This window comes from Halioxenophilus sp. WMMB6, assembly GCF_033283405.1.
Classification (GTDB): domain Bacteria; phylum Pseudomonadota; class Gammaproteobacteria; order Pseudomonadales; family Cellvibrionaceae; genus Halioxenophilus.
On sequence record NZ_JAWMQR010000008.1, the window covers coordinates 116,785 to 136,492 of the forward strand.

Below are 19,708 nucleotides of genomic sequence, written 5' to 3' on the forward strand. Positions count from 1 at the left end.
CATGACCTATTGTGTCGCCATGTGCCTGGAACAGGGCCTGTTATTTGGCGCAGATACGCGCACCAACGCCGGTGTCGATCACATCTCCACCTTTCGCAAGTTATACACGTTCCAGCAGGCCAAGAGCCACGCGATTGTGCTGCTCTGCTCGGGCAATTTGGCCACCAGCCAAAGTTTGATTGAACTGTTGCGCCGGGATTTAAGCGAGCAAAAAGAGCACATCCTCAGCCAGCAGTCGCTGTTTGATGTCGCCCGCCTGATCGGCCAAAAACTGTACAGCATCATTCAGGAGGTGAGCCATGACGATAAAACTTCCGCACCCAACTTCTCCGGCAATATTTTGCTGGGCGGACAGATCAAAGGGGAGTCACCGCGGCTGTTTCAGGTCTACCCGCAGGGCAATTTCATCGAGGCCACCCGTGAAACCCCCTACCTGCAAATTGGCGAACACAAATATGGCAAGCCGATTCTCGATCGGGTAGTGCGCTTTGCCACACCGTTAACGCTGGCCCTGAACTCAATGATTGTCTCTCTCGACTCCACCATAAAATCCAATTTATCGGTGGGCCTGCCGATGGATATTCTGGTGTATGAAAAAGATTCGTTCGACCTCACCCGCCAGCGGCGCTTCACCGAATACGACGAAGACTATTTAAAAATGCGGCAGTATTGGAACAGTGGCGTTAACCAGCTGTTAGAACAATTTCCAACACCCAAGGTATAACCGCTGGTCGTTTTTGAAACAGGCAGTAGTTGACTAAAAATGGCTGGCATAATTACTGCTGTTTGACTCCAATAGTGCCTGGGCAGAACCGGCACTTGTACACTGGTGACAAGCGCTACCTCGCTTTGGAAGAGCTTGTTATCATGGCTGCTTTGCGCCTATCCACAGCAGCGAAAGTAAACGGCGCGTAAGTGTGAGAGCAGGGCCCCCTTTTCCACATGGCCACATCACTGCCCTGCCAACAGACCGTCAAACGAAAACAGGGTCATAGACCTAGCCCGTTAAATCGTGACAGAGCGATTGCAGCTAGACCACAGGAGCAAGGCTCTTTATGAGTATCCGATGGACAGACTATCCCGCCAGTGGATTTTACGACGAACTCATCAACCAACGCGGCAACGCCCGCCAACCCGCTAAACGCCTCGCCAATTACCTCGCCCGACTCGGCAGCGACGAGTTGCAGCAGCGTCGGCAGTTGGCCGACGCCACCGTTCAGGACATGGGGGTCAGCTTCACCGTCTACACCGATGAGGGTAATATCGACCGCGCCTGGCCGTTCGATATTATTCCGCGCATTATTCCCGCCAAAGAGTGGAATCAGATCGCAGCCGGTTTGAAGCAGCGCCTGCAGGCGCTGAATATGTTTATCAACGATCTTTACCACGAGCAGGCGATCATCAAAGACGGTGTCATCCCCGCCTACCTGATTGAGAAGTCGAAAAACTTCCGGCCCGAGTGCATTGGCGTTAAGCCCGCTTTTGGGGTGTGGGCACACATCTGTGGTTCCGATTTGGTGCGCGACAAAGATGGCCAGATGTACGTACTGGAAGATAACCTGCGCGTCCCCTCCGGCGTCTCCTACATGCTGGAAAATCGCGCCATCACCAAACGGGTGTTGCCAGAGGTCTTCAGCCGGGAGAACGTCCTGCCGGTGGACGACTACCCATCGCGCCTGTTCGATACCCTGGCCGCTCTCTCACCGCGCAAGGTAAAGCAGCCGGAGATTGTGGTCCTCACCCCGGGCATCTATAACTCCGCCTACTTTGAACACGCCTTCCTTGCGCAACAAATGGGCGCGGAATTGGTGGAGGGCTCCGACCTGCTGGTGGGCGAGGATGACTGTGTTTATATGCGCACCATCAAAGGTCGCGAGCGGGTGGATGTGATCTACCGCCGCATTGACGATATGTTTATCGACCCGGAAGTATTCAACAAAGACTCCATGCTGGGGGTACCGGGCCTGATGCGCGCCTGGAAAAAAGGCAATGTGGCCCTGGCCAACGCCCCCGGCGCCGGCGTCGCCGACGATAAAGTGGTGTATGCCTACGTGCCCCAAATTATCGAGTACTACCTGGGCGAGAAGCCGCTGATCCCCAACGTAGAAACCTACCTGTGCGATAACGCCGACCAACGCGCCTACGTACTCGACAACCTCGACAAACTGGTGGTGAAACCGGCCAACGAATCGGGCGGTTACGGCATGCTGGTGGGGCCACACTCCACCAAAAAGGATCAGGAAAAGTTTGCCAAACTGATTAAAGCCAACCCTCGAAACTACATTGCCCAGCCAACCCTGAGCCTCTCCACGGCACCGACGCTGGTCGATGGCGGCGTTATGGAGCCGCGCCATCTGGATCTGCGGCCCTTTATTCTCCAGAGCCGGGATCTCTACGTCACCACCGGCGGCCTGACCCGGGTGGCGATGGTCAAGGGGTCACTGGTGGTCAACTCCTCCCAGGGCGGTGGCAGTAAAGACACCTGGATTGTCGATACGGAGGCCAAATAAGATGCTGGCACGCGTCGCTGAACGACTCTATTGGGCCGCCCGCTATCTGGAGCGCGCCGAAAACACCGCCCGCCTGGTGAGTGTCTACGATAACCTGCTCTACGACCTGCCCAAGGGTATGATCGAGATCTCCTGGTTTAACCTGGTCGATTTAAACAGTGCCGCCGAGCTGTTTGATAAACGCTACAAGGTGCGCAGTGAACGCAACGTGGTGAAGTTTCTGCTGCTCGACGACGACAACCCCAGCTCCCTGCGCTCGTCGGTGCGCTATGTGCGCGAGAACTTCCGCACCACCCGTGATGTAATCCCCCCGGCCGCCTGGGAACAGGTGAATGAGCTCAATATCTTCCTCACCAAACACGGCGACAGCTGCCTGACCCGCGCCCGCCGGCACGACTGTCTGACGGAGGTGATTGAACGCAGCCAGTCGCTCAACGGCCTGCTCACCGGTACCCTGATGCGCGATGCCGCCTGGGAGTTTCTCAAGCTCGGCCGCTGTATCGAACGGGCCGATATGACCACCCGTATTCTCGATGCCGGCGCCGCCGTCACCGAAAACAGCGAAGTATTTGCCACCTCCAACCCAGCCCAGGTGATCTGGGGTAATGTTTTGCGCTCCCAGGGGGCCTACATGAGTTACCGTCGGGCGGTGAAATCCACAGTGCGCGGCTCGGATGTTGCAAAGTTTCTGCTGGAAGAGCCCAATCTTCCCCGCTCGGTAACCTACTGCCGCGCCCAACTGGCCGAAGCCGCCATCAAGCTTTCACAAGCCTCTGGTAGAAAGCTGGCTTTCCAAGTGAAGCTACCAAGCTTCGCGATCGAAAAGGAAGATGATCTGGGTGCTGAGTTCCGTAACTACCTGAATGATTTGCAGTTGGCCCTGGGCATTGCCCACAACAACATCTGCAAACATTGGTTTGCCCGCGACTAGCGGGCCAGAATATCCGCTAACACCCACCATTGGTACACAACCGGGCCCGCCTGGGGCTCGCTTGTCTCAACCGTTAGGAAAGGACGATTGCCATGGCTATCCGTGTCAAGCTGCTGCACAAAACCCACTATAAGTTTGATCGCCCGGTGAACGTTGGCCCGCATGTTCTGCGTCTGCGCCCGGCACCCCACTCGCGCACCAAGATCCATGGCTACTCCCTGAAAGTGCTGCCCAAGGGCCACTTTTTAAACTGGCAACAGGACCCTTTCGGCAACTACCAGGCGCGATTGGTCTTCCCGGAAAAGACCCGCGAACTCGGCTTCGAGGTGGAAGTGATCGCCGATATGACGGCCATCAACCCGTTCGACTTCTTCGTCGAGGATTACGCCGAGAACTTCCCCTTTGAGTACGACAAACAGCTGAAAAAGGAGCTGCTCCCCTACCTGGAGAAAGAGGAGGAGGACAGCCCCCTGCTAACAGCGTGGCTGGCCACCATCGACCGCAAAAAGAAGATGCGTATCATCGACTTTCTGGTGATGCTCAACAGCCGCCTGCAGCAGGAGATCGGCTACAACATCCGCATGGAACCGGGGGTGCAGAGCTGCCAGGAGACCCTGGAGATCAAACGCGGCTCCTGCCGGGATACCGGCTGGCTAATGGTGCAGATCCTGCGCCACCTGGGGCTGGCCGCCCGCTTTACCTCCGGCTACCTGGTGCAGCTTACCGCCGACAAAGCCTCTCTCGATGGCCCCTCCGGCCCCGAGGCCGACTTCACCGACCTGCACGCCTGGTGTGAAGTCTATGTGCCCGGCGCCGGCTGGGTGGGGCTCGACCCAACCTCCGGCCTGTTTGCCAGCGAGGGCCACATCCCCCTGGCCTGTACACCGCATCCGGTCTCCGCCGCGCCGGTCACCGGCGCCACCGACAAGTGTGAGGTGGAGTTCAGCTACTCCAACGAAGTGTTCCGCATCCACGAAGACCCGCGCGTTACCAAACCCTACGCCGAGGGCGACTGGGAGACCATCAAGGCCCTGGGCCACGCGGTCGATGAGGAGCTGGCCGCCGCCGGCGTCAAGCTGACCATGGGCGGCGAACCGACCTTTGTTTCGGTGGACGACATGGAGTCGGCCCAGTGGAACACCGACGCCCTCGGCGACGACAAACTGCGCCTGGCCAAGGATCTGCTACTGCGCCTGCGCGCCCGCTATGCCCCCGACGGCCTGCTGCACTACGGCCAGGGCAAGTGGTACCCGGGCGAAGAGGTGCCGCGCTGGGCGCTGGGCGTCTTCTGGCGCACCGACGGTCAGGCCATGTGGCACAACCCCGAGCTGCTGGCCCGGGTCGATAAAGATTACGGTTTTGGCGTGGCCGAAGCCGAGCAGTTCGGCAAGGCGCTGGCCACCCGTCTGGGGCTGGCCGAGAGCTATGTACAAACCGCCTACGAAGACACCCTGCACTACCTCGATATGGAAGAGCAGCTGCCGATCAACATCGACCCATTAAAAGCCGACCTGAAAGATGGCCTGGAACGCAAGCGCCTGGCCAAGCTGCTCAGGCGCGGCCTGAACACCCCCACCGGCTTTGCCCTGCCGCTGGCCTGGGACTACGGCAACAGCGGCTGGATGAGTACCCACTGGGAGTTTCGCCGCGGCCACCTGGCGTTGATTCCCGGTGATTCGCCCATGGGCTTCCGGCTGCCGCTGGACTCCCTGCCGCACTGGGATGAAAAAGAGCTGCGCCTCTACCGGGAGCCGGAACGCGATCCGTTTGAGACGCGCCCGGATACCATTCCCACCCCCGAGCTGACACCGCCGGAGATCGCCAATCAGATTACGGCGCCCTACATCTACACCGACGAGTACGGCACTATCAGCCCCGGGCCACGCCAGCTGATGACCGAATCCGCCGACGCCACTCTGGAAGAGCGCTTTGGCGAGCACAACTACGAAGGTGAGCGGGAGGAGATTGTCCGCTACCTGGTGGCGACCCTGCGCACCACTCTCTGCATCGAGCCGCGCGATGGCCGCATCCACCTGTTCCTGCCGCCCATGCAGTACCTGGAGCACTACGTCAACCTGATCTGGGCCATCGAAAACACCGCCGCCCAGCTGCAGATGCCGGTGGTGATTGAGGGCTACGAACCGCCCCGCGACCACCGCCTGCAGAAGCTGCTGGTCACCCCCGACCCGGGCGTTATCGAGGTGAACATTCACCCCTCCAAATCCTGGGGCGAGCTGGTCGATAACACCTGTGGCCTCTATGAAGAGGCATTCTTCTCGCGCCTGGGTACCGACGCCTTTATGGTCGACGGGCGCCACACCGGCACTGGCGGCGGCAACCACATCACCCTAGGTGGCGCCAGCCCGGCCGAGAGCCCGATTCTGCAGCGCCCGGATATCCTGCGCAGCTTCGTCACCTACTGGCAGCACCACCCAGCGCTCTCCTATATGTTCTCGGGTATGTTTATCGGCCCTACCTCCCAGGCTCCGCGGGTGGACGAAGGCCGCGACGAGATGCTCTACGAACTGGAGATCGCCTTCCAGCAGATGCCCGACGGCGAAGTCACCCAGCCCTGGCTGGTCGACCGGCTGATGCGCAACCTGCTGATCGATATTACCGGTAACACTCACCGCGCCGAGTTCTGTATCGACAAACTCTACGCTCCGGGCACCTCCAGTGGCCGCCAGGGTATTTTGGAGTTCCGCGGCTTTGAGATGCCGCCCCACGAACATATGGCGCTGGTGCAGGCGCTGCTGATTCGCAGCCTCTTCGCCCGCTTCTGGAAGAGCCCCTACAAAAAACCGCTGGTGCGCTGGGGTACCGAGCTGCACGATAAATTTATGCTGCCGCACTACGCCTGGGCCGATATGCGCGAAGTGGTCGACGACCTCAACCGCCACGGCTTCCCCTTCCAACTGGAGTGGCTGGCACCGTTTGAGGAGTTCCGCTACCCCCACTACGGCCGGGTACAGATCGACGATATTGAGCTGGAGCTGCGCTGGGCCATTGAACCCTGGCATGTGCTGGGTGAGGAGATCGCCAGTTTTGGCACCGCGCGCTATGTCGACTCCTCAGTGGAGCGGCTGCAAATTAAGGTGAGCGGCCTGACCGACAGCCGCTACGTGGTGGCTTGTAATGGCCGCCGCGTGCCCCTGCGCCCCACCGGCCGCCACGGCGAGTATGTGGCCGGGGTGCGCTACCGTGCCTGGGCACCACCCTCGGCACTGCACCCTACCATCGGTATTCACGCCCCCTTAACCTTCGACCTGATCGACACCTGGAACGGCCTGGCCATAGGCGGCTGCAGCTATCATGTCAGCCACCAGGGCGGGCTCAGCTACGATGACTTCCCGGTCAACGCCATCGCCGCCGAAACCCGCCGCACCAACCGCTTCGAGGATTTCAACCACACCCAGGGGCCGTTTACCCCGCGTCCGGAGTACGACGCCATCCGCGAGTTCTTCCCCAGTCAGGAGCCACCCCGGCCGATGGCACCACCACCGGAAGAGCCCACCCACGAGTACCCGCACACCCTCGACCTGCGCCGTCAGTCGCGCTGGTAATAGCCCCGGCCCGGTTTCGGCCGGGCCGGCACGCCAAGAACTGCGGCGACGCACTCAGTAACACCGAACTAGATATCACACCCGCCACCCGCCGCCCGCTCCACCAAGGCCGACGTACGCGTCAACGTCGCCAACCGGAACAACGCCGGCCTGCACCTCAACACCCTGGTAAACACCTAAGGCGACGGCGGCGACTGGAAGCGGGAGAGTGCTCGGCAGATGGCAGGGTTTGAGCAGGAATATGGATGGCCAGTAACGGGGTGAGGGCAGGCACCGTTTGGGCATCAAGCACCTGCGCTAACACCATTTTTTTCCACCGCCATTTTCTGCTCGGCATTGATTCACATCAGCATGGCGAGAAATGAAGGCGCACTGGCGCGCGATGGCTACGGCAGAATGTCCCCCTGGTACCCGGGATAGGTGTACTATTTTATGGCCCTCGGTGGGGTTTGCCGGCCGGCACAGTTAGCTCACTCAACAACCCGCTGATTGATGTGAATAAAGTTAATCACTACGCCACGAAAACCGAATGGCGGCGGCCGGGGCTCACCTGTTCTCCGTGGCACCATTTTTGGTGACGGGATTTGCGGGTGGCTGGTTGTTGGATATCTTTTGTTAACGGATTTTACTCAAGGCGCTTTGCCACTCCTTTTAGCGGCGCGACAATTTACTACTGCCACCACGCACAGAGAAGCCTACGAATAAAACCGTTTAAAGATGACGTCGCGTTAACAGCTGTTGCCGGAATATTTTAACAACCGGCAAAACTCGCTTCTGCTTCAATCTGCGCCACCAACAACTCCAACAGCAGCCGCACATCTTCCACCTCACGCACATCGACGGGTATCACCGGTAGCGAGTGGCCGAATTTTTCCAGGTGATCACAGTAGTCATCCAGTGTTGGTTGCTGGTGCTGTTCCTGTCGGCCAACGCCAATCACACAGGGGATGGCCTGCAACTCGCTGGCAAAGCCCTCCAGGTAGGTGGTCAGGTCGGCTAACGGGTCGGGGCGTGAGTTATCGATCAGGATCACCAGACCAAGGGCATCTTCGATCAGAATCTGCCACATAAAATCGAAGCGGTCCTGGCCGGGGGTACCATACAGGCGCAGCATGCACTCTTCAGCCAACATCACTTCGCCGAAGTCAAAGCCAACCGTGGTGGTCTCTTTGTCGTAGGCGGAGTCGAAGTTTTCCACTTCGGTGGAGATGGTGGGCGTATCGCTGATCACATTGATCGCTGTGGTTTTACCAGCACCGGTGGTGCCGGTAAAAAGTAATTTGTATTCGATCATTGGTCACCTAACGCCAAGCCGACAGCTTGAAACGGTTTCGAATATATTTCACAAAAGAGGCTCTGTTGTCGTTGGCAGGGACACTCTCCAGCGGCGCCACTCGCTGTCCCTCGCAATTGGAGAGAATCCCCTCCGCCTGCAGCAATTTTAAAAAATCGCGGCAGACCTCCAGCTCCAACCCGGTCAGCTGCACCAACTCATCCGGCGATTTGCAGCTGCGCGAGATAGTGGCCGCCAGGCGGCGATAGATTTTCTCGCGCGCCAGCAGGTCATTGGAGGGCCAACGTTTTAGCTTGTAGCGGGAGATGGCGTTGATCTCGGCGGTGGTATCGGCCAACGAGGGCTGATCAACCAGCGGTTGCCCGGCCTGACGGGCGGAGGAACGCTGCTTAACCCCACCAATAGAGAGCAGTGTGTCGATCAGCTCGTCGGCGCGAATGGGCGTCAGAAACAGATAACCATCACCCGACTCCCCGCGCCGTTTAACGGTGATCTTTTCGGTACTCTGGCTCGCCTGGTAGGCAGCAGGCAGGGCGCCGGGGTCATCGACCAACAACGCATCGACGCTGCCCCGATCCACCAGTTGCCACTCCTCTTTCAGGGCGGAGCTGGTGCGCAGTATGGTTTGAATCAGATTGATCTCTGGGAGTCTGAGGCTCCGGCTGGCAATGCCAAGTAATTTTTTAGTCATACTATTACCGTTCTAGCGAGGCTCTTTAGCAACTAATCGCAACAAACTGGCACAGCGGATTATGAGGTAGGCAGTTAAAATCAAATCCAACCAATAGAGCTTCACCATCTGGCGTCTATCAACTTTCTACAATCTACAATCAACTTTCCAATCACGCATGGCACCCAAATCGCTTGATGCTCATCAAATTATGGCACCTATTTTTTAACCCGTTAAAAAATTGTGGCATTAAAATCAGCATACCTATGACTTAATGATATGATGAACATTCATTCATAATCATTGTGGAAAAAGGGGCCTAGTCGTCAAAATCAACGGCCGCACTCTAGCCAAATGGCCCCCCTTGGTTATAAGTGGCCCGAAATTTTCATAACTTAATTATTAGGATCGGGTTTACGCACAGCCGCTCCCCACCAAAAGTCCGGGGCGACGATACCACTCCCCCGATATCAGCCACTTTCAGCGGTGCCTGACCAGCGGGTTAAAATATCGCCGATGGCAGGCAGCGGTGCCCAGCACGCTTTGGCAGCGGCAGAGATTGAATGTCGCGGGCAACTGCTGAATAATGGTGCGCTACGCGGGCTCTCTGGAGCCCGTTTTTGTCTGGTGTTGGGGCCCAAGCCACCACTGGCAGAGATCGATTAACCGGTCGCGAGACCACGGGCAGCAACACTGGTAACCACCACCGACAATGAGCCAACAGCAATCTCAGCCGACCACTGTCACCGATAGCGCCGGGGAACCCCTGCGCTATGAGAACAGCAGTGGCAACGACGAAGCCCTGGCGCCCGATGGCAGCCTGGTGGCCCCATGGCAGCAGCTGTTGTCGCGCATGGAGGAGATTGGTAGCAATGGCCTGGCCGACCGCACCGACAAAATCAAGCGCATATTGCGCGATGATGGCGCCATCTATAACGCCAGTGGCGGCAGTCTGGTGTGGGGGCTGGACCCGCTGCCGATTATTCTCACCGCCGACCAGTGGCGGGAACTGGAGCTCGGCCTGATTGAACGGGCCCAACTGCTCGACTTTATTCTGAAGGATCTCTACGGCAACCAGGAGATCATCCGCCGGGGGCTGGTGCCGCCCGAGGTGATCTACAGCCACCCCGGTTTTATCCGCGCCTGCCACCACACCCACCTGCCCGGCAAGCACCAGCTGATTCTCTACGCCGCCGACCTGATCCGCAGCCCCGACGGCCAGATCATGGTGCTCGGCGACCGCACCCAGGCCCCCTCCGGCAGCGGCTACGCCCTGGAGAACCGCCTGGTGATGCAGCGGGTCTTCCCGGCCCAGTTCCGCGAAAGCGGTATCCGCATGTTGCGCGGCTTCTTTAATACCCTGCGCGCGCAGATGGTACGCCTGGCACCGGAAAAGAACCTGCGCAATGGTGAAGGCCCGCGAGTGGTGATCCTGACGCCGGGCGCCTACAGCGAGACCTTCTTCGAACACGCCTTTTTAGCCAACTACCTCGGCTATCCGCTGGTGCAGGGTAAAGACCTGACCGTGCGCAAGGGCCATGTCTGGATGAAAACCCTCGATGGCCTCTCCCGGGTAGATGTGATTCTGCGCCGGGTCGACGACAACTACTGCGATCCGGTGGAGCTGCGCGGCGACTCCCAATTGGGGGTACCCGGGCTGTTGGAAGTGGTGCGCGCCGGCAATGTCTCGGTTGCCAACCCACTCGGTAGCGGCATTTTAGAGGCGGGCGCCCTAATGAAGTACCTGCCCGCCATCAGCCAGCACTTTTTTGGCAAGCAACTGCGTCTACCCAGCGCCCCCACCTACTGGTGCGGCGACCCGGACGACCTCCAATATGTGATCGCCAACCTGCGCCAGCTGCGCATCAAGCCGGCCCAGCACCATTTCGACAGCCACGCGGTGTACGGCAGCAGCCTCTCGGAGGGCGACCTCAACGAGCTGTCGCTGGCCATCCAGCAAAACCCCAACAACTACGTCGCCCAGGAGTATGTACAGCCGAGCTACGGCCCCTGCTGGCGCAACAACAGCCTGCAGCCACGCCCCTTTGCCCTGCGCACCTTTGCCGTGGCCGATGACCAGGGCTACCAGGTGATGCCCGGTGGCCTGACCCGCGCCGCCGCCAATGCCCGCGATCAACGCATCAGCAATCAGCTGGGCGCCATCAGTAAAGATACCTGGATACAGCTGGCCCAGGGTGAAGAGGACTTAGGCGCCGCCAGTTCCACTTCGGTGCTGGTCAATCGCACGGTCGATATCAGCCTGCCCAGCCGGGTGGTGGAAAATCTCTTTTGGGTGGGCCGCTACGCCGAGCGCAGCGATATGACCATCCGCCTGCTGCGCACCGTGTTTATGCAGATCAACGGCGCCAACCAGCTGCCGCCCGAAGCCGAACGCCAGTTGCTCTACTCGGTCACCCAGCTGACCATGACCTACCCCGGCTTTATGAAAGCCGGCAGCGATGTCTTTAAAGACCCCGAGAAGGAGCTGCTCAGCGTTATCCTCGACCAGGAGCGCACCGGCAGCGTCTGCTCCAGCCTGCGCGCCATGCTGCGCTCCGCCTCTGAGGTACGTGAGATGCTCTCTTCCGATACCCAGCGGGTGATGAACGATATCGACGATGAGCTCGGCCAGCTGCATATTCAGTTGAGAACCGGTATGGCCTCGGCCCCGGAAGAGTCCCTCGACCCGCTGGTCACCGCCCTGCTGGCCTTAGGCGGGCTGTTTAACGAAAGCATGTTCCGCGGTATGAGCTGGCACTTCCTGGAGATCGGCCGCGGTATTGAAAAGATCTACCAACTGGCCACCTTGATGCGCTCGCTGCTGGTGGTGGAGTGCCAACAGGAGGAGTCCAACGCGGTTTGTGTCGAATCGATTCTCGCCACCACCGAGGGGCTGACCACCTTCCGCCGCCGCTTCCGCAACGACGCCAGCCTCTACAACGTGCTGGCCACCCTGATGTTGGATCGCACCAATCCGCGCTCGCTTATCTACCAACTGGAGCAGATCCAGCGCTACCTCACCACGCTGCCGAAAAACGCCATTACCGCGCCGGAGTCACCCCGGGAGCAGCGCGCCCTGATTGAGGCCATCTCCATCGTGCAGCTGGCAGACCTCAACCAACTGGCGGCGATCAATCCAACCAGCGCCGTGCGTCAACAGCTCGACCAGCTGCTGGTACGCCTGCAGGAGTTGATGGAGTATATGGCCGGCGCCATCAGCGAAGTCTATTTCGACCACACCGCCGGGCCACAGCAGCTGCTGCAAAACCCCTGGCAGATTGATTAGGCGAGACCACCATGCTCTATCGAATTCGCCACATTACCCGTTATCAATACGTGTCACCGGTGAGCCTGGCCTACAACTCCGCCTGCCTGCTGCCGCGCAACACCGAATACCAGACCTGCCTCGACCACCACCTGAGCATCTCCCCCAAGGCCTCGGTGCTGGCCAAGCGCAAAGATTACTTTGGCAACAACACCTACAACTTCTGCCTGGAGGAGTCCCACCGGGAGCTCAAGGTCGATATCCAATCCACGGTGCGCACCGCCGACGTGCGTCTGATCGATATGGACCTCGATATCGGCAACACCTGGGAGGAGTCCCTGCGTCTGCTACACGAGGCGCGCGACGAGACCACCCTGCGCGCCCGGGAGTTTGCCCTCGACTCCAGTGTGATCCGCGCCAACAGCGAGCTGGCCGACTACGCCCGGCCCTCGTTTACTCAAGGGCGACCGCTGCTGTCGGCGGTGCGCGACCTCACTCACCGCATCTACACCGATTTCGCCTACGACCCGGGCTTTACCACGGTCAGCACGCCGCTGGCCGATGTCCTCAAACACCGCCGGGGGGTCTGCCAGGATTTCGCCCACCTGGCCATTGGCTGCCTGCGCTCCCTGGGCTTCGCCTGCCGCTATATCAGTGGCTACCTGGAGACGCTGCCACCGCCGGGCCAGGAGAAGCTGGTCGGCTCCGACGCTTCCCACGCCTGGTTCTCGGTCTACTCCCCCCAGGAGGGTTGGTTTGAGTTCGACCCCACCAACGACAACATGCCCTCCCAACAGCACATCACCACCGCCTGGGGCCGCGACTACAACGATGTCGCACCGCTGAAAGGGGTAATCTTTGAAGGGGGCGGAGCGCAAACCCTAAGCGTCTCTGTGGATGTGCAGCGGCTCGAAAGCTGAGCCTGATTTGCAGTTCAACCGGCAAAAACAAAAATTAACGGGTTATTAACTGGTCGGTCGATACAACTCGATTACACTGTCTAGGGCACATCCAGCCTGCCTGAGACAAGGAGCTCCATGAAACACCAACACTCCGTGGAATTGGCCGCCGCGCTGTCCAGCAAGGCTCAGGAATTCCTCGCGCAACAGAGCCTGCCGTTCACCCCCATCAACTTCGCCGTCGCCTATGAAATTGCCATGGGCAAGAATCAAGCCCTGGTCAAGGCGGCCGCCGAGCTGACCCAACGCAACCTGCTCGACAGCTATCGCTGCCACGATCTCTATTTCACCCACATCGATCTGCGCACCGACGCCCGCCAGCGGTTTTTACAACAGCTCTCCGGGCTGGTCTCCGATATGCTGGGCACCTATCAGCACTCCGCCAAAACGGTGAGCCAGTACCAGGCGCAGCTGCAGGCCGGGGAGCAGGCACTGGCCGACCCGGCCGACCCCAAACGCATCATAGAGGCTTTGATCAAAGCCACCCAGGCAGTGCGTGCGGATCAGCAAAAGCTGGTCGAGGAGCTGGCCCGCGCCGAGGCGGAGGTGAAAGAGTTAAAGAGCAACCTGCACAAAATGGAGCTCGAGGCGATTACCGATTCGCTGTCGGTGCTGGTCAACCGCAAGGGGTTGGAGAAGCTGCTCAGTGAACAGCCGCTGCAGGGCCAGGGCAGCAGCCTGGCGTTGTTTGATATCGACCACTTCAAAAAGATTAACGACACCTATGGCCATGTCTTTGGTGACCATGTCATCAAACAGGTGGCAGCGGAGATCAAAAACCACATACGCGGCGCCGATATCGCCAGCCGCTGGGGTGGGGAAGAGTTTCTGGTGGTGTTGCGCGAAACCGAATTGAAAGGGGCGCTGATTGTGGCCGATAAAATTCGCGAATCCATCAAAGCGCTGCGCTGGAAAAATACCCGCACCGGTGAGCAGCTACCACCAGTGACCCTCTCCGGTGGCGTCACCCAAATCCGCCAGAATGAGCGTATGCCCAAAGACCTGGATACCGCTGTGGAGCGCGCCGACCAGGCGCTTTATAAAGCCAAGGAGCGCGGTCGCAACAAGGTCTGCAGCTGATGACCCCGCGGCCTGTGCAAACGGCCGCTCTTACCCGCCACAAGCACCACCGCTTCTAAAGATTAATGCGCTGGCGCTCCAGATCGTCGTATTCCAGCTCCAACTCAATCGGCTGCTCATTATTGAACACCTGAGCGGCAATGTTGATAGCAACCGATTTAGCCGGCCGCAGACCGCCCGGCGCCCCCTCACAAACCAACTCCACCGTGGCGGTGCCGCCGGCGGCCAGGTGTGACAGCGACGGGTTGATCGCGGTTACCGGGTAGCGCTCGCCGCGCTTGTCGACCACCTCAAAGTTTCCGGCCTCAAGGCCGGTTAGATCGAGCGACGCACTGGCAGCCTCGGCCAGGTGTACCTGCAGCTGCAGATGCATAAACGAGGTGGTGCGGGTGTTTTTACCCGAGCCGACCTTCTCCCGCTGCTCTTCGATATAGCCGCTGATAATCGAAACCGCCACCAGCAGCTCGCGGTAGGTCTCTTCCGCCGCCACCGGTGCCATACCCTGGTACTGCCAGCGGCCATCCGGCGTCAATATCACCCGCCGTCCGTCACTGGTATCCAGGTAGAGGTTGTCGGAGACCACCTCCCAGGTGCCGTCGTCGTTCAGACGAATCTCCCGGCCATCGCCCGAGAGAATGGTTTCACTGGCCTGGGCCAGGGTGGAGCTGAGCCCCAAAAAGAGTAGATAGGGTATTAACTTGCGCTTGCTCATTGACGGTTATTCATTCCATTTTTGTTACTGCCCGGCACAGCCAGGCTCCGTTTAAAGATACTGCGGCCAAATTACCGGGCGGCTAAGCCACCAGGTAGCGGCGATAGCCGGCCTGGTGCAACACCTGGTAGGCCTCAACCACCGCCTCGGGAATCGCCACCAGCTCCTGCCAGCCGCGGGCCGGATAGACCAACAGCCGATCGATTTCGCCCACCATCATCGCCCGCGCCTGTTCCCTGGCGCCGGCATCGGTGGCATAACCACTGTAGTCCACCGCAGGACTGACCAGGTGGAAGGGCTGAACGGGATGATGCTTGAGAAAGGTGGCCGCCACCCGCGGCCGGTAGATATTACTGCACACCAAAACCAGTGGCTCGGCCAAATGGGCGTCAGTGAGCAGGGCCATGGCAAACAGTACGTTTTCCGCGGTGTTACCGGCGGCGGTTTCGCGAATGATATCGTCGGCCAGTACCCCTTCGGCCTGCGCCAGATCGGCGAAGATATCCGCTTCCGGGCGCTGAAAGACAAACCGGGTCAGGCGACCATAGCCGCCGGTAAAGAGAATCTGGCCGACGTGGCCCTGGTGGTAAAGTTCGGCACTGGCGGCGGCCACCCGCAGGTCGCTGCAACCAAAGCCAATGGCCAAGCTACCGGCGGCCTGCTCCGACTGCAAATAGCCATTGAGAAATTGCCAAAGAATCAGTTCGGCTGCTGCAATTTCAGATTCGGGGCTGGCCCCGGGTGACTCAGATGGCATGGCAATCATTCAAACGGGATAAACGCCAACAGCGTTTGAGGAAACTTATCCGTAACCAATAACAGACCCCGTTGCTCCAAACGGGCAACACCTTCCCAATTGCGGCCGGCGGCCGCAGTGAGTTTCAAATTGATTGGTGCTCGACCGGAGAAGCTAACCTGTCCATTCTGCCATTGCAACTCCAACAATCGCTCGACATTCTCCTCCACCCCCTGGCTCGCACTTCTACCCCAGCGTTGCCAGATAGGATCCTGGGCGACATGCATGACTCGATCGCCGCTGTAGAGGTAGTTGATCACCCAAAAACGGCCCTCGCTATCGGGCTCGCTGGCATCGGTGATGCGGTAGGGCACATCCGGCATGGCGACCGGAGTGCGGACCTGAAAATCGTCAATATTGAGCAGCGTTGCCTGCGCCTGGCCGGCGTCACCGCGGGGGCGGTTCAGCTCGTGGATACTCAACAGCTGGTCACCCAGCCAGAGCAGGGCTTCGTTGGCCATGTTGCCCACCCCGGAGGGGCTGGCCAGGGGTTCGCTAAGGCGCTCAATCTGCCAGTGATCCTGCCGCCAGCGGGCGGCCACCAACACGGTCGCCTCGCTGCCGCCCGGCCGGTCCAGCTCCACCGCCAGATAGGCGCTGTCAGCTCGGCAGACCATCGCCTCCAGGCCGTCGTAGCCGGGCAGGGACTCCAGTTGCGCCATGCCCTGCACGGCAATTTTTTGCGGGCTGAGCGGCTCTGGCTCGCCACCGGCGGCCAGGGCATCGAGGTAAGCAAGGATTTCGGTTTTGCTCAAACCAAACAGGCTGCGCTCGGCGCGGTTAAAGACGTGGGGATATTGCGGCAGCAGCACCAGCTGCTCGCCACACCAGGTGAGGCCGGAGAGCTCGGCATCGCGTATCGCTACCGGGCCGCTGAGGGCGATATTTATGGGTTCAATTTCGGGGGCAGGGGAGTAGGCGCCGGCGTTGCCTTGTTGCCACAGCCCGCAAAACAACAACAGTGGCAACAGTCGACAACGTAAACGATAACTCAATTGGGAATATCCTGATCCGGCTCACTGGCCGCTTTTGCTTTGGGTTTGGCGAGTGCCTCATGCAAAACCACCGCCAGCACAATGCCCAGCAGGGCAGCGCCCATAAACAGGTGCTTCACGCTGGGCCCGCTATAGACCTCGGAGAACTTATCCAGGCCCAGTTTGAGCAGGCCAAAACACCAGGCACCGGTGATGAAATAGCCCCAGCGCCACTGTTTGAGAATACCCACCACGCAGGCGCCAGCCGCCAGCCCCATGACGATGCCAAAGGTATCACCGGTGTAGAGCCAATAGCCGCCACCGGCGGCAATCATTAGCGCGTAAGCGTAATTGAGCAGTGTGAAGAAGAGTTTACGATTCATAAATTTTGTCACTCTGGGCGGCATCGGCATTGAGCAGCTGGCGGGCGATGGCATTTTTCAGCCAGGCCATCTGATCTACCCGGCTCAGGCCGATATTGCGCAGCAGGCGCAACGGCAGGCGGTCGTCGCCGAACAGGCGCTTGAAGCCCTCCATCACCGCCAACGTCATTAGGTTGTGGCCCTTTCGCCGGCGTTGATAGCGGCGCAGGATGCTCTCGTCGGCCAGAGTTATGCCCCGCTCGCGGGCACGCAACAGCTCTTCGGCCAGAGTTTTGGCATCCAGAAAGCCCAGGTTAACCCCCTGCCCAGCCAGCGGATGAATACTGTGCGCGGCATCGCCCACCAGCACCAAACCCGGGCGGTAGTAGTCGCTCGCGTGGCGCGCCCACAGCGGAAAACAGAAGCGGCGGTCCAGGCTTTCAATACGCCCCAGGCGATACTCAAAGGCCCGCCCCAGGGCCGCTTTGAAGGTCTCGTCATCGAGCGCCATCATGTGGTCGGCCTGGCGCTCCTCCAGCGACCAGACGATCGAGCAGTGGTACTCTTTGGCCTCGGCCCTGGCTGCCACCTGCAGCGGCAGAAATGCCAGCGGGCCACTACTCAGAAATCGCTGCCAAGCGGTGAACTGATGCGGCCGCTCGGTGGTTACCGTGGTGACAATCGCCTTGTGGCCATAGCTCCACTCGCGTACCGAAATGGCGGCCAGTTCGCGCAATTTGGATTGGGCGCCGTCGGCGGCCACCACCAGCGAGGCCGACAGCACCTCTCCGGACTCCAGAATCACCTCGCGCTGCTGCTCACTGCCGGCCAACTGGCTGACCCGGGCCTGGCAGAAGAGGGTAATGTTGCTACGCTCGGCCAACTGCTGATAGAGATTTGCCAGCGCCACGCCGTTTTCAACGATATGGCCCAGGTCCGGCTCGCCCACCTCGTAACAGTTAAAGTGGATGTTGCCCGTGCCATCGCCATCCCAGACCCGCATATCGGTGTAGTCGCAGGCGCGCATGGCGGCAATACCCGGCCAGGCGTTAACACTCTGCAACAGCTGCTGCGACTGCCGGGTGAGGGCGACCACGCGCGGGTCGAACTGGTTGAGATCGGCAGGCTTATAGCCGGCTCCCGCCTCCAGCAGGGCGATACGCAGGGGCGCCAGAGCGGGCTGCGATTTGGCCAGCAACAGCGCCAGGGTGGCGCCGACCAGGCCGCCGCCGACAATAATGATGTCGTAATGATTGCTCTTGAGGGGGGGGGACTGTTCTGGGGAGGTCATGGTCTTGCGGATAACTCCTGGTGTTCATCACCGGTGGGCAAATACTTAAACCCCCGGCCCCGGCGGCCCATACTTTGTTCCGCCAGAATGTTTTTTGCTGAAGGGATCAACTCGAGCAGCAGCAGGCCGGCCGCGCGCAGCCCCGCCTGGGTCAGCTCGGCCGAGGAGAAGAGTTTGGGCAACTGGTGGCTGAACTGCACCGTCAGCCACTGATCTTCCGTCTGCAGCGCCAGGTAGCGCTGCAGTTGCGTAAATGAACCGAGCGCCTCTCCCGCTGCCACCGCCTCGGCCAGCACCTCACTCAGGCGGGCACAATCGCGCAGCGCCAGGTTAAAGCCCTGGCCGGCTACCGGGTGCAGGGCGTGGGCGGCATTGCCCATCAATACCAGGTGCGGGCGCACCTGTTCCTTGGCCACCACCATCTGTAGCGGGTAGAGGTGCCGCTGACCAACGCGCAGGAAGCGACCCAGGCGCGCACCAAAGGCCGCTGTCAGCGCGGCTAAAAATTGATCTTCCGGCTGCTGCTGGCGGCGCTCGGCGAGCTCCCCCGGCAGCGTCCAGATCAGTGCCCCCTCGCACGCCTCGGCCGACTCACCGCGCGGCAAAATAGCCACCGGGCCACGCTCGGTAAAGCGCTCGTAAGCGACGCCATTGTGCGGCTGACTGAAGGCGACATTGGCGATCACCGCCGTGTGCTCGTAGGCTTCGGTGTGGGTGGCTATGCCTAAACGCTGGCGCAGTGCCGATTGGGCACCGTCGGCAATCACCGCCAGTTGGGTGTGCAATTCGCTGCGTTCACCTTCGCGCTGCAAGCTCAGACGATAGCCGCTTCGCACCGGTGTCAGTGCAGTTACCGAAGTGGGGGCATCAATAGTGAGATTGGCTAACCGGCGTGCGGCACTCAGCAGGCACACACCCAGCCAACTGTTATCAACCACGTAACCCAAGCTGGGCTGATGGTAAGCCTTATGGTCAATGCGACAGCCACCCACGTGGCCGCGGTCGGAGACGTGCACGGTGGCCACCTCGGTCACATGCCGGGCCAGGCTCGGCCACACCCCCATGGCACTCAACAGCTGCCGACTACCCTGCGCCAGGGCGCTGGAGCGGGCATCAAAGCTGGGTTGAAAAAGGGGCTCATCACTGGATGGGGCCGCCAAAAAGGGGAGGGTTTCCAGCAGCCGGATCGAGTGATTGGGCAGCTGCCCAGCCAGTAGTATGGCCAGGCTCAGCCCCACCATACCACCGCCGATGATGGCGATATCACTGGCTTGGCTCTGCGCTTCGGATGCGGGCATAAC

Annotated in this window: 15 protein-coding genes; 7 read left to right on the plus strand and 8 right to left on the minus strand. The window is 60.0% G+C overall.

What is annotated here, in order from left to right; genetic code table 11:
- The first annotated feature begins 1 nt into the window (after position 1).
- From SBL51_RS17730 to SBL51_RS17745, 4 genes are all read left to right on the plus strand, one after another.
- Positions 2-724 carry a hypothetical protein gene (locus tag SBL51_RS17730; RefSeq protein WP_317932443.1) on the plus strand — a complete coding sequence of 241 codons (723 nt, stop codon included), beginning with the start codon at positions 2-4 and terminating at the stop codon, positions 722-724.
- A gap of 331 nt (positions 725-1,055) precedes the next feature.
- Positions 1,056-2,510: a circularly permuted type 2 ATP-grasp protein gene (locus SBL51_RS17735; protein WP_317932444.1), complete on the plus strand. Its 1,455-nt coding sequence runs from the start codon at positions 1,056-1,058 to the stop codon at positions 2,508-2,510.
- Between the two features lies 1 nt (position 2,511).
- A complete protein-coding gene (locus SBL51_RS17740; protein ID WP_317932445.1) occupies positions 2,512-3,441 on the plus strand; it encodes an alpha-E domain-containing protein in 930 nt (309 codons plus the stop codon).
- 92 nt (positions 3,442-3,533) lie between these two features.
- Positions 3,534-7,004: a transglutaminase family protein gene (locus SBL51_RS17745; protein WP_317932446.1), complete on the plus strand. Its 3,471-nt coding sequence runs from the start codon at positions 3,534-3,536 to the stop codon at positions 7,002-7,004.
- Between the two features lie 751 nt (positions 7,005-7,755).
- On the opposite strand, the gene SBL51_RS17750 is transcribed toward SBL51_RS17745, so the two are convergent.
- Together SBL51_RS17750 and SBL51_RS17755 are read right to left on the minus strand one after the other, a co-directional pair.
- Complete coding sequence (locus SBL51_RS17750) at positions 7,756-8,298, minus strand: GTP-binding protein (RefSeq protein ID WP_317932447.1); 543 nt, start codon at positions 8,296-8,298, stop codon at positions 7,756-7,758.
- A 7-nt stretch (positions 8,299-8,305) separates the two neighbouring features.
- On the minus strand, positions 8,306-8,989 hold the full coding sequence (locus SBL51_RS17755; RefSeq protein ID WP_317932448.1) for a hypothetical protein: 684 nt from the start codon (positions 8,987-8,989) through the stop codon (positions 8,306-8,308).
- A 691-nt stretch (positions 8,990-9,680) separates the two neighbouring features.
- Here SBL51_RS17755 and SBL51_RS17760 point away from each other — a divergent pair.
- From SBL51_RS17760 to SBL51_RS17770, 3 genes are all read left to right on the plus strand, one after another.
- Entirely contained in the window at positions 9,681-12,254 is a 2,574-nt protein-coding gene (locus SBL51_RS17760) for a circularly permuted type 2 ATP-grasp protein (protein WP_317932449.1), read from the plus strand.
- Between the two features lie 11 nt (positions 12,255-12,265).
- On the plus strand, positions 12,266-13,153 hold the full coding sequence (locus SBL51_RS17765) for a transglutaminase family protein (protein ID WP_317932450.1): 888 nt from the start codon (positions 12,266-12,268) through the stop codon (positions 13,151-13,153).
- A gap of 117 nt (positions 13,154-13,270) precedes the next feature.
- Positions 13,271-14,272 carry a GGDEF domain-containing protein gene (locus SBL51_RS17770; protein ID WP_317932451.1) on the plus strand — a complete coding sequence of 334 codons (1,002 nt, stop codon included), beginning with the start codon at positions 13,271-13,273 and terminating at the stop codon, positions 14,270-14,272.
- A gap of 55 nt (positions 14,273-14,327) precedes the next feature.
- Here SBL51_RS17770 and SBL51_RS17775 read toward each other — a convergent pair whose 3' ends face one another.
- The 6 genes from SBL51_RS17775 to ubiH all read right to left on the minus strand — a co-directional run bounded on the left by SBL51_RS17775 (position 14,328) and on the right by ubiH (position 19,705).
- Positions 14,328-14,984 carry a DUF3157 family protein gene (locus SBL51_RS17775; protein ID WP_317932452.1) on the minus strand — a complete coding sequence of 219 codons (657 nt, stop codon included), beginning with the start codon at positions 14,982-14,984 and terminating at the stop codon, positions 14,328-14,330.
- Positions 14,985-15,066: 82 nt separating this feature from the next.
- Complete coding sequence (locus SBL51_RS17780; protein WP_317932453.1) at positions 15,067-15,741, minus strand: YdcF family protein; 675 nt, start codon at positions 15,739-15,741, stop codon at positions 15,067-15,069.
- A 5-nt stretch (positions 15,742-15,746) separates the two neighbouring features.
- On the minus strand, positions 15,747-16,775 hold the full coding sequence (locus tag SBL51_RS17785) for a hypothetical protein (RefSeq protein ID WP_317932454.1): 1,029 nt from the start codon (positions 16,773-16,775) through the stop codon (positions 15,747-15,749).
- Positions 16,772-17,137, minus strand: a complete 366-nt coding sequence (locus SBL51_RS17790; RefSeq protein WP_317932455.1) for a hypothetical protein — start codon at positions 17,135-17,137, stop codon at positions 16,772-16,774. Before SBL51_RS17790 ends, SBL51_RS17785 begins: the two co-directional genes overlap by 4 nt.
- Positions 17,127-18,407: a UbiH/UbiF/VisC/COQ6 family ubiquinone biosynthesis hydroxylase gene (locus SBL51_RS17795; protein WP_317932456.1), complete on the minus strand. Its 1,281-nt coding sequence runs from the start codon at positions 18,405-18,407 to the stop codon at positions 17,127-17,129. Before SBL51_RS17795 ends, SBL51_RS17790 begins: the two co-directional genes overlap by 11 nt.
- Complete coding sequence (gene ubiH, locus SBL51_RS17800; protein ID WP_317932457.1) at positions 18,404-19,705, minus strand: 2-octaprenyl-6-methoxyphenyl hydroxylase; 1,302 nt, start codon at positions 19,703-19,705, stop codon at positions 18,404-18,406. The genes SBL51_RS17795 and ubiH overlap by 4 nt, the downstream gene beginning before the upstream one ends.
- Between the last annotated feature and the right edge of the window lie 3 nt (positions 19,706-19,708).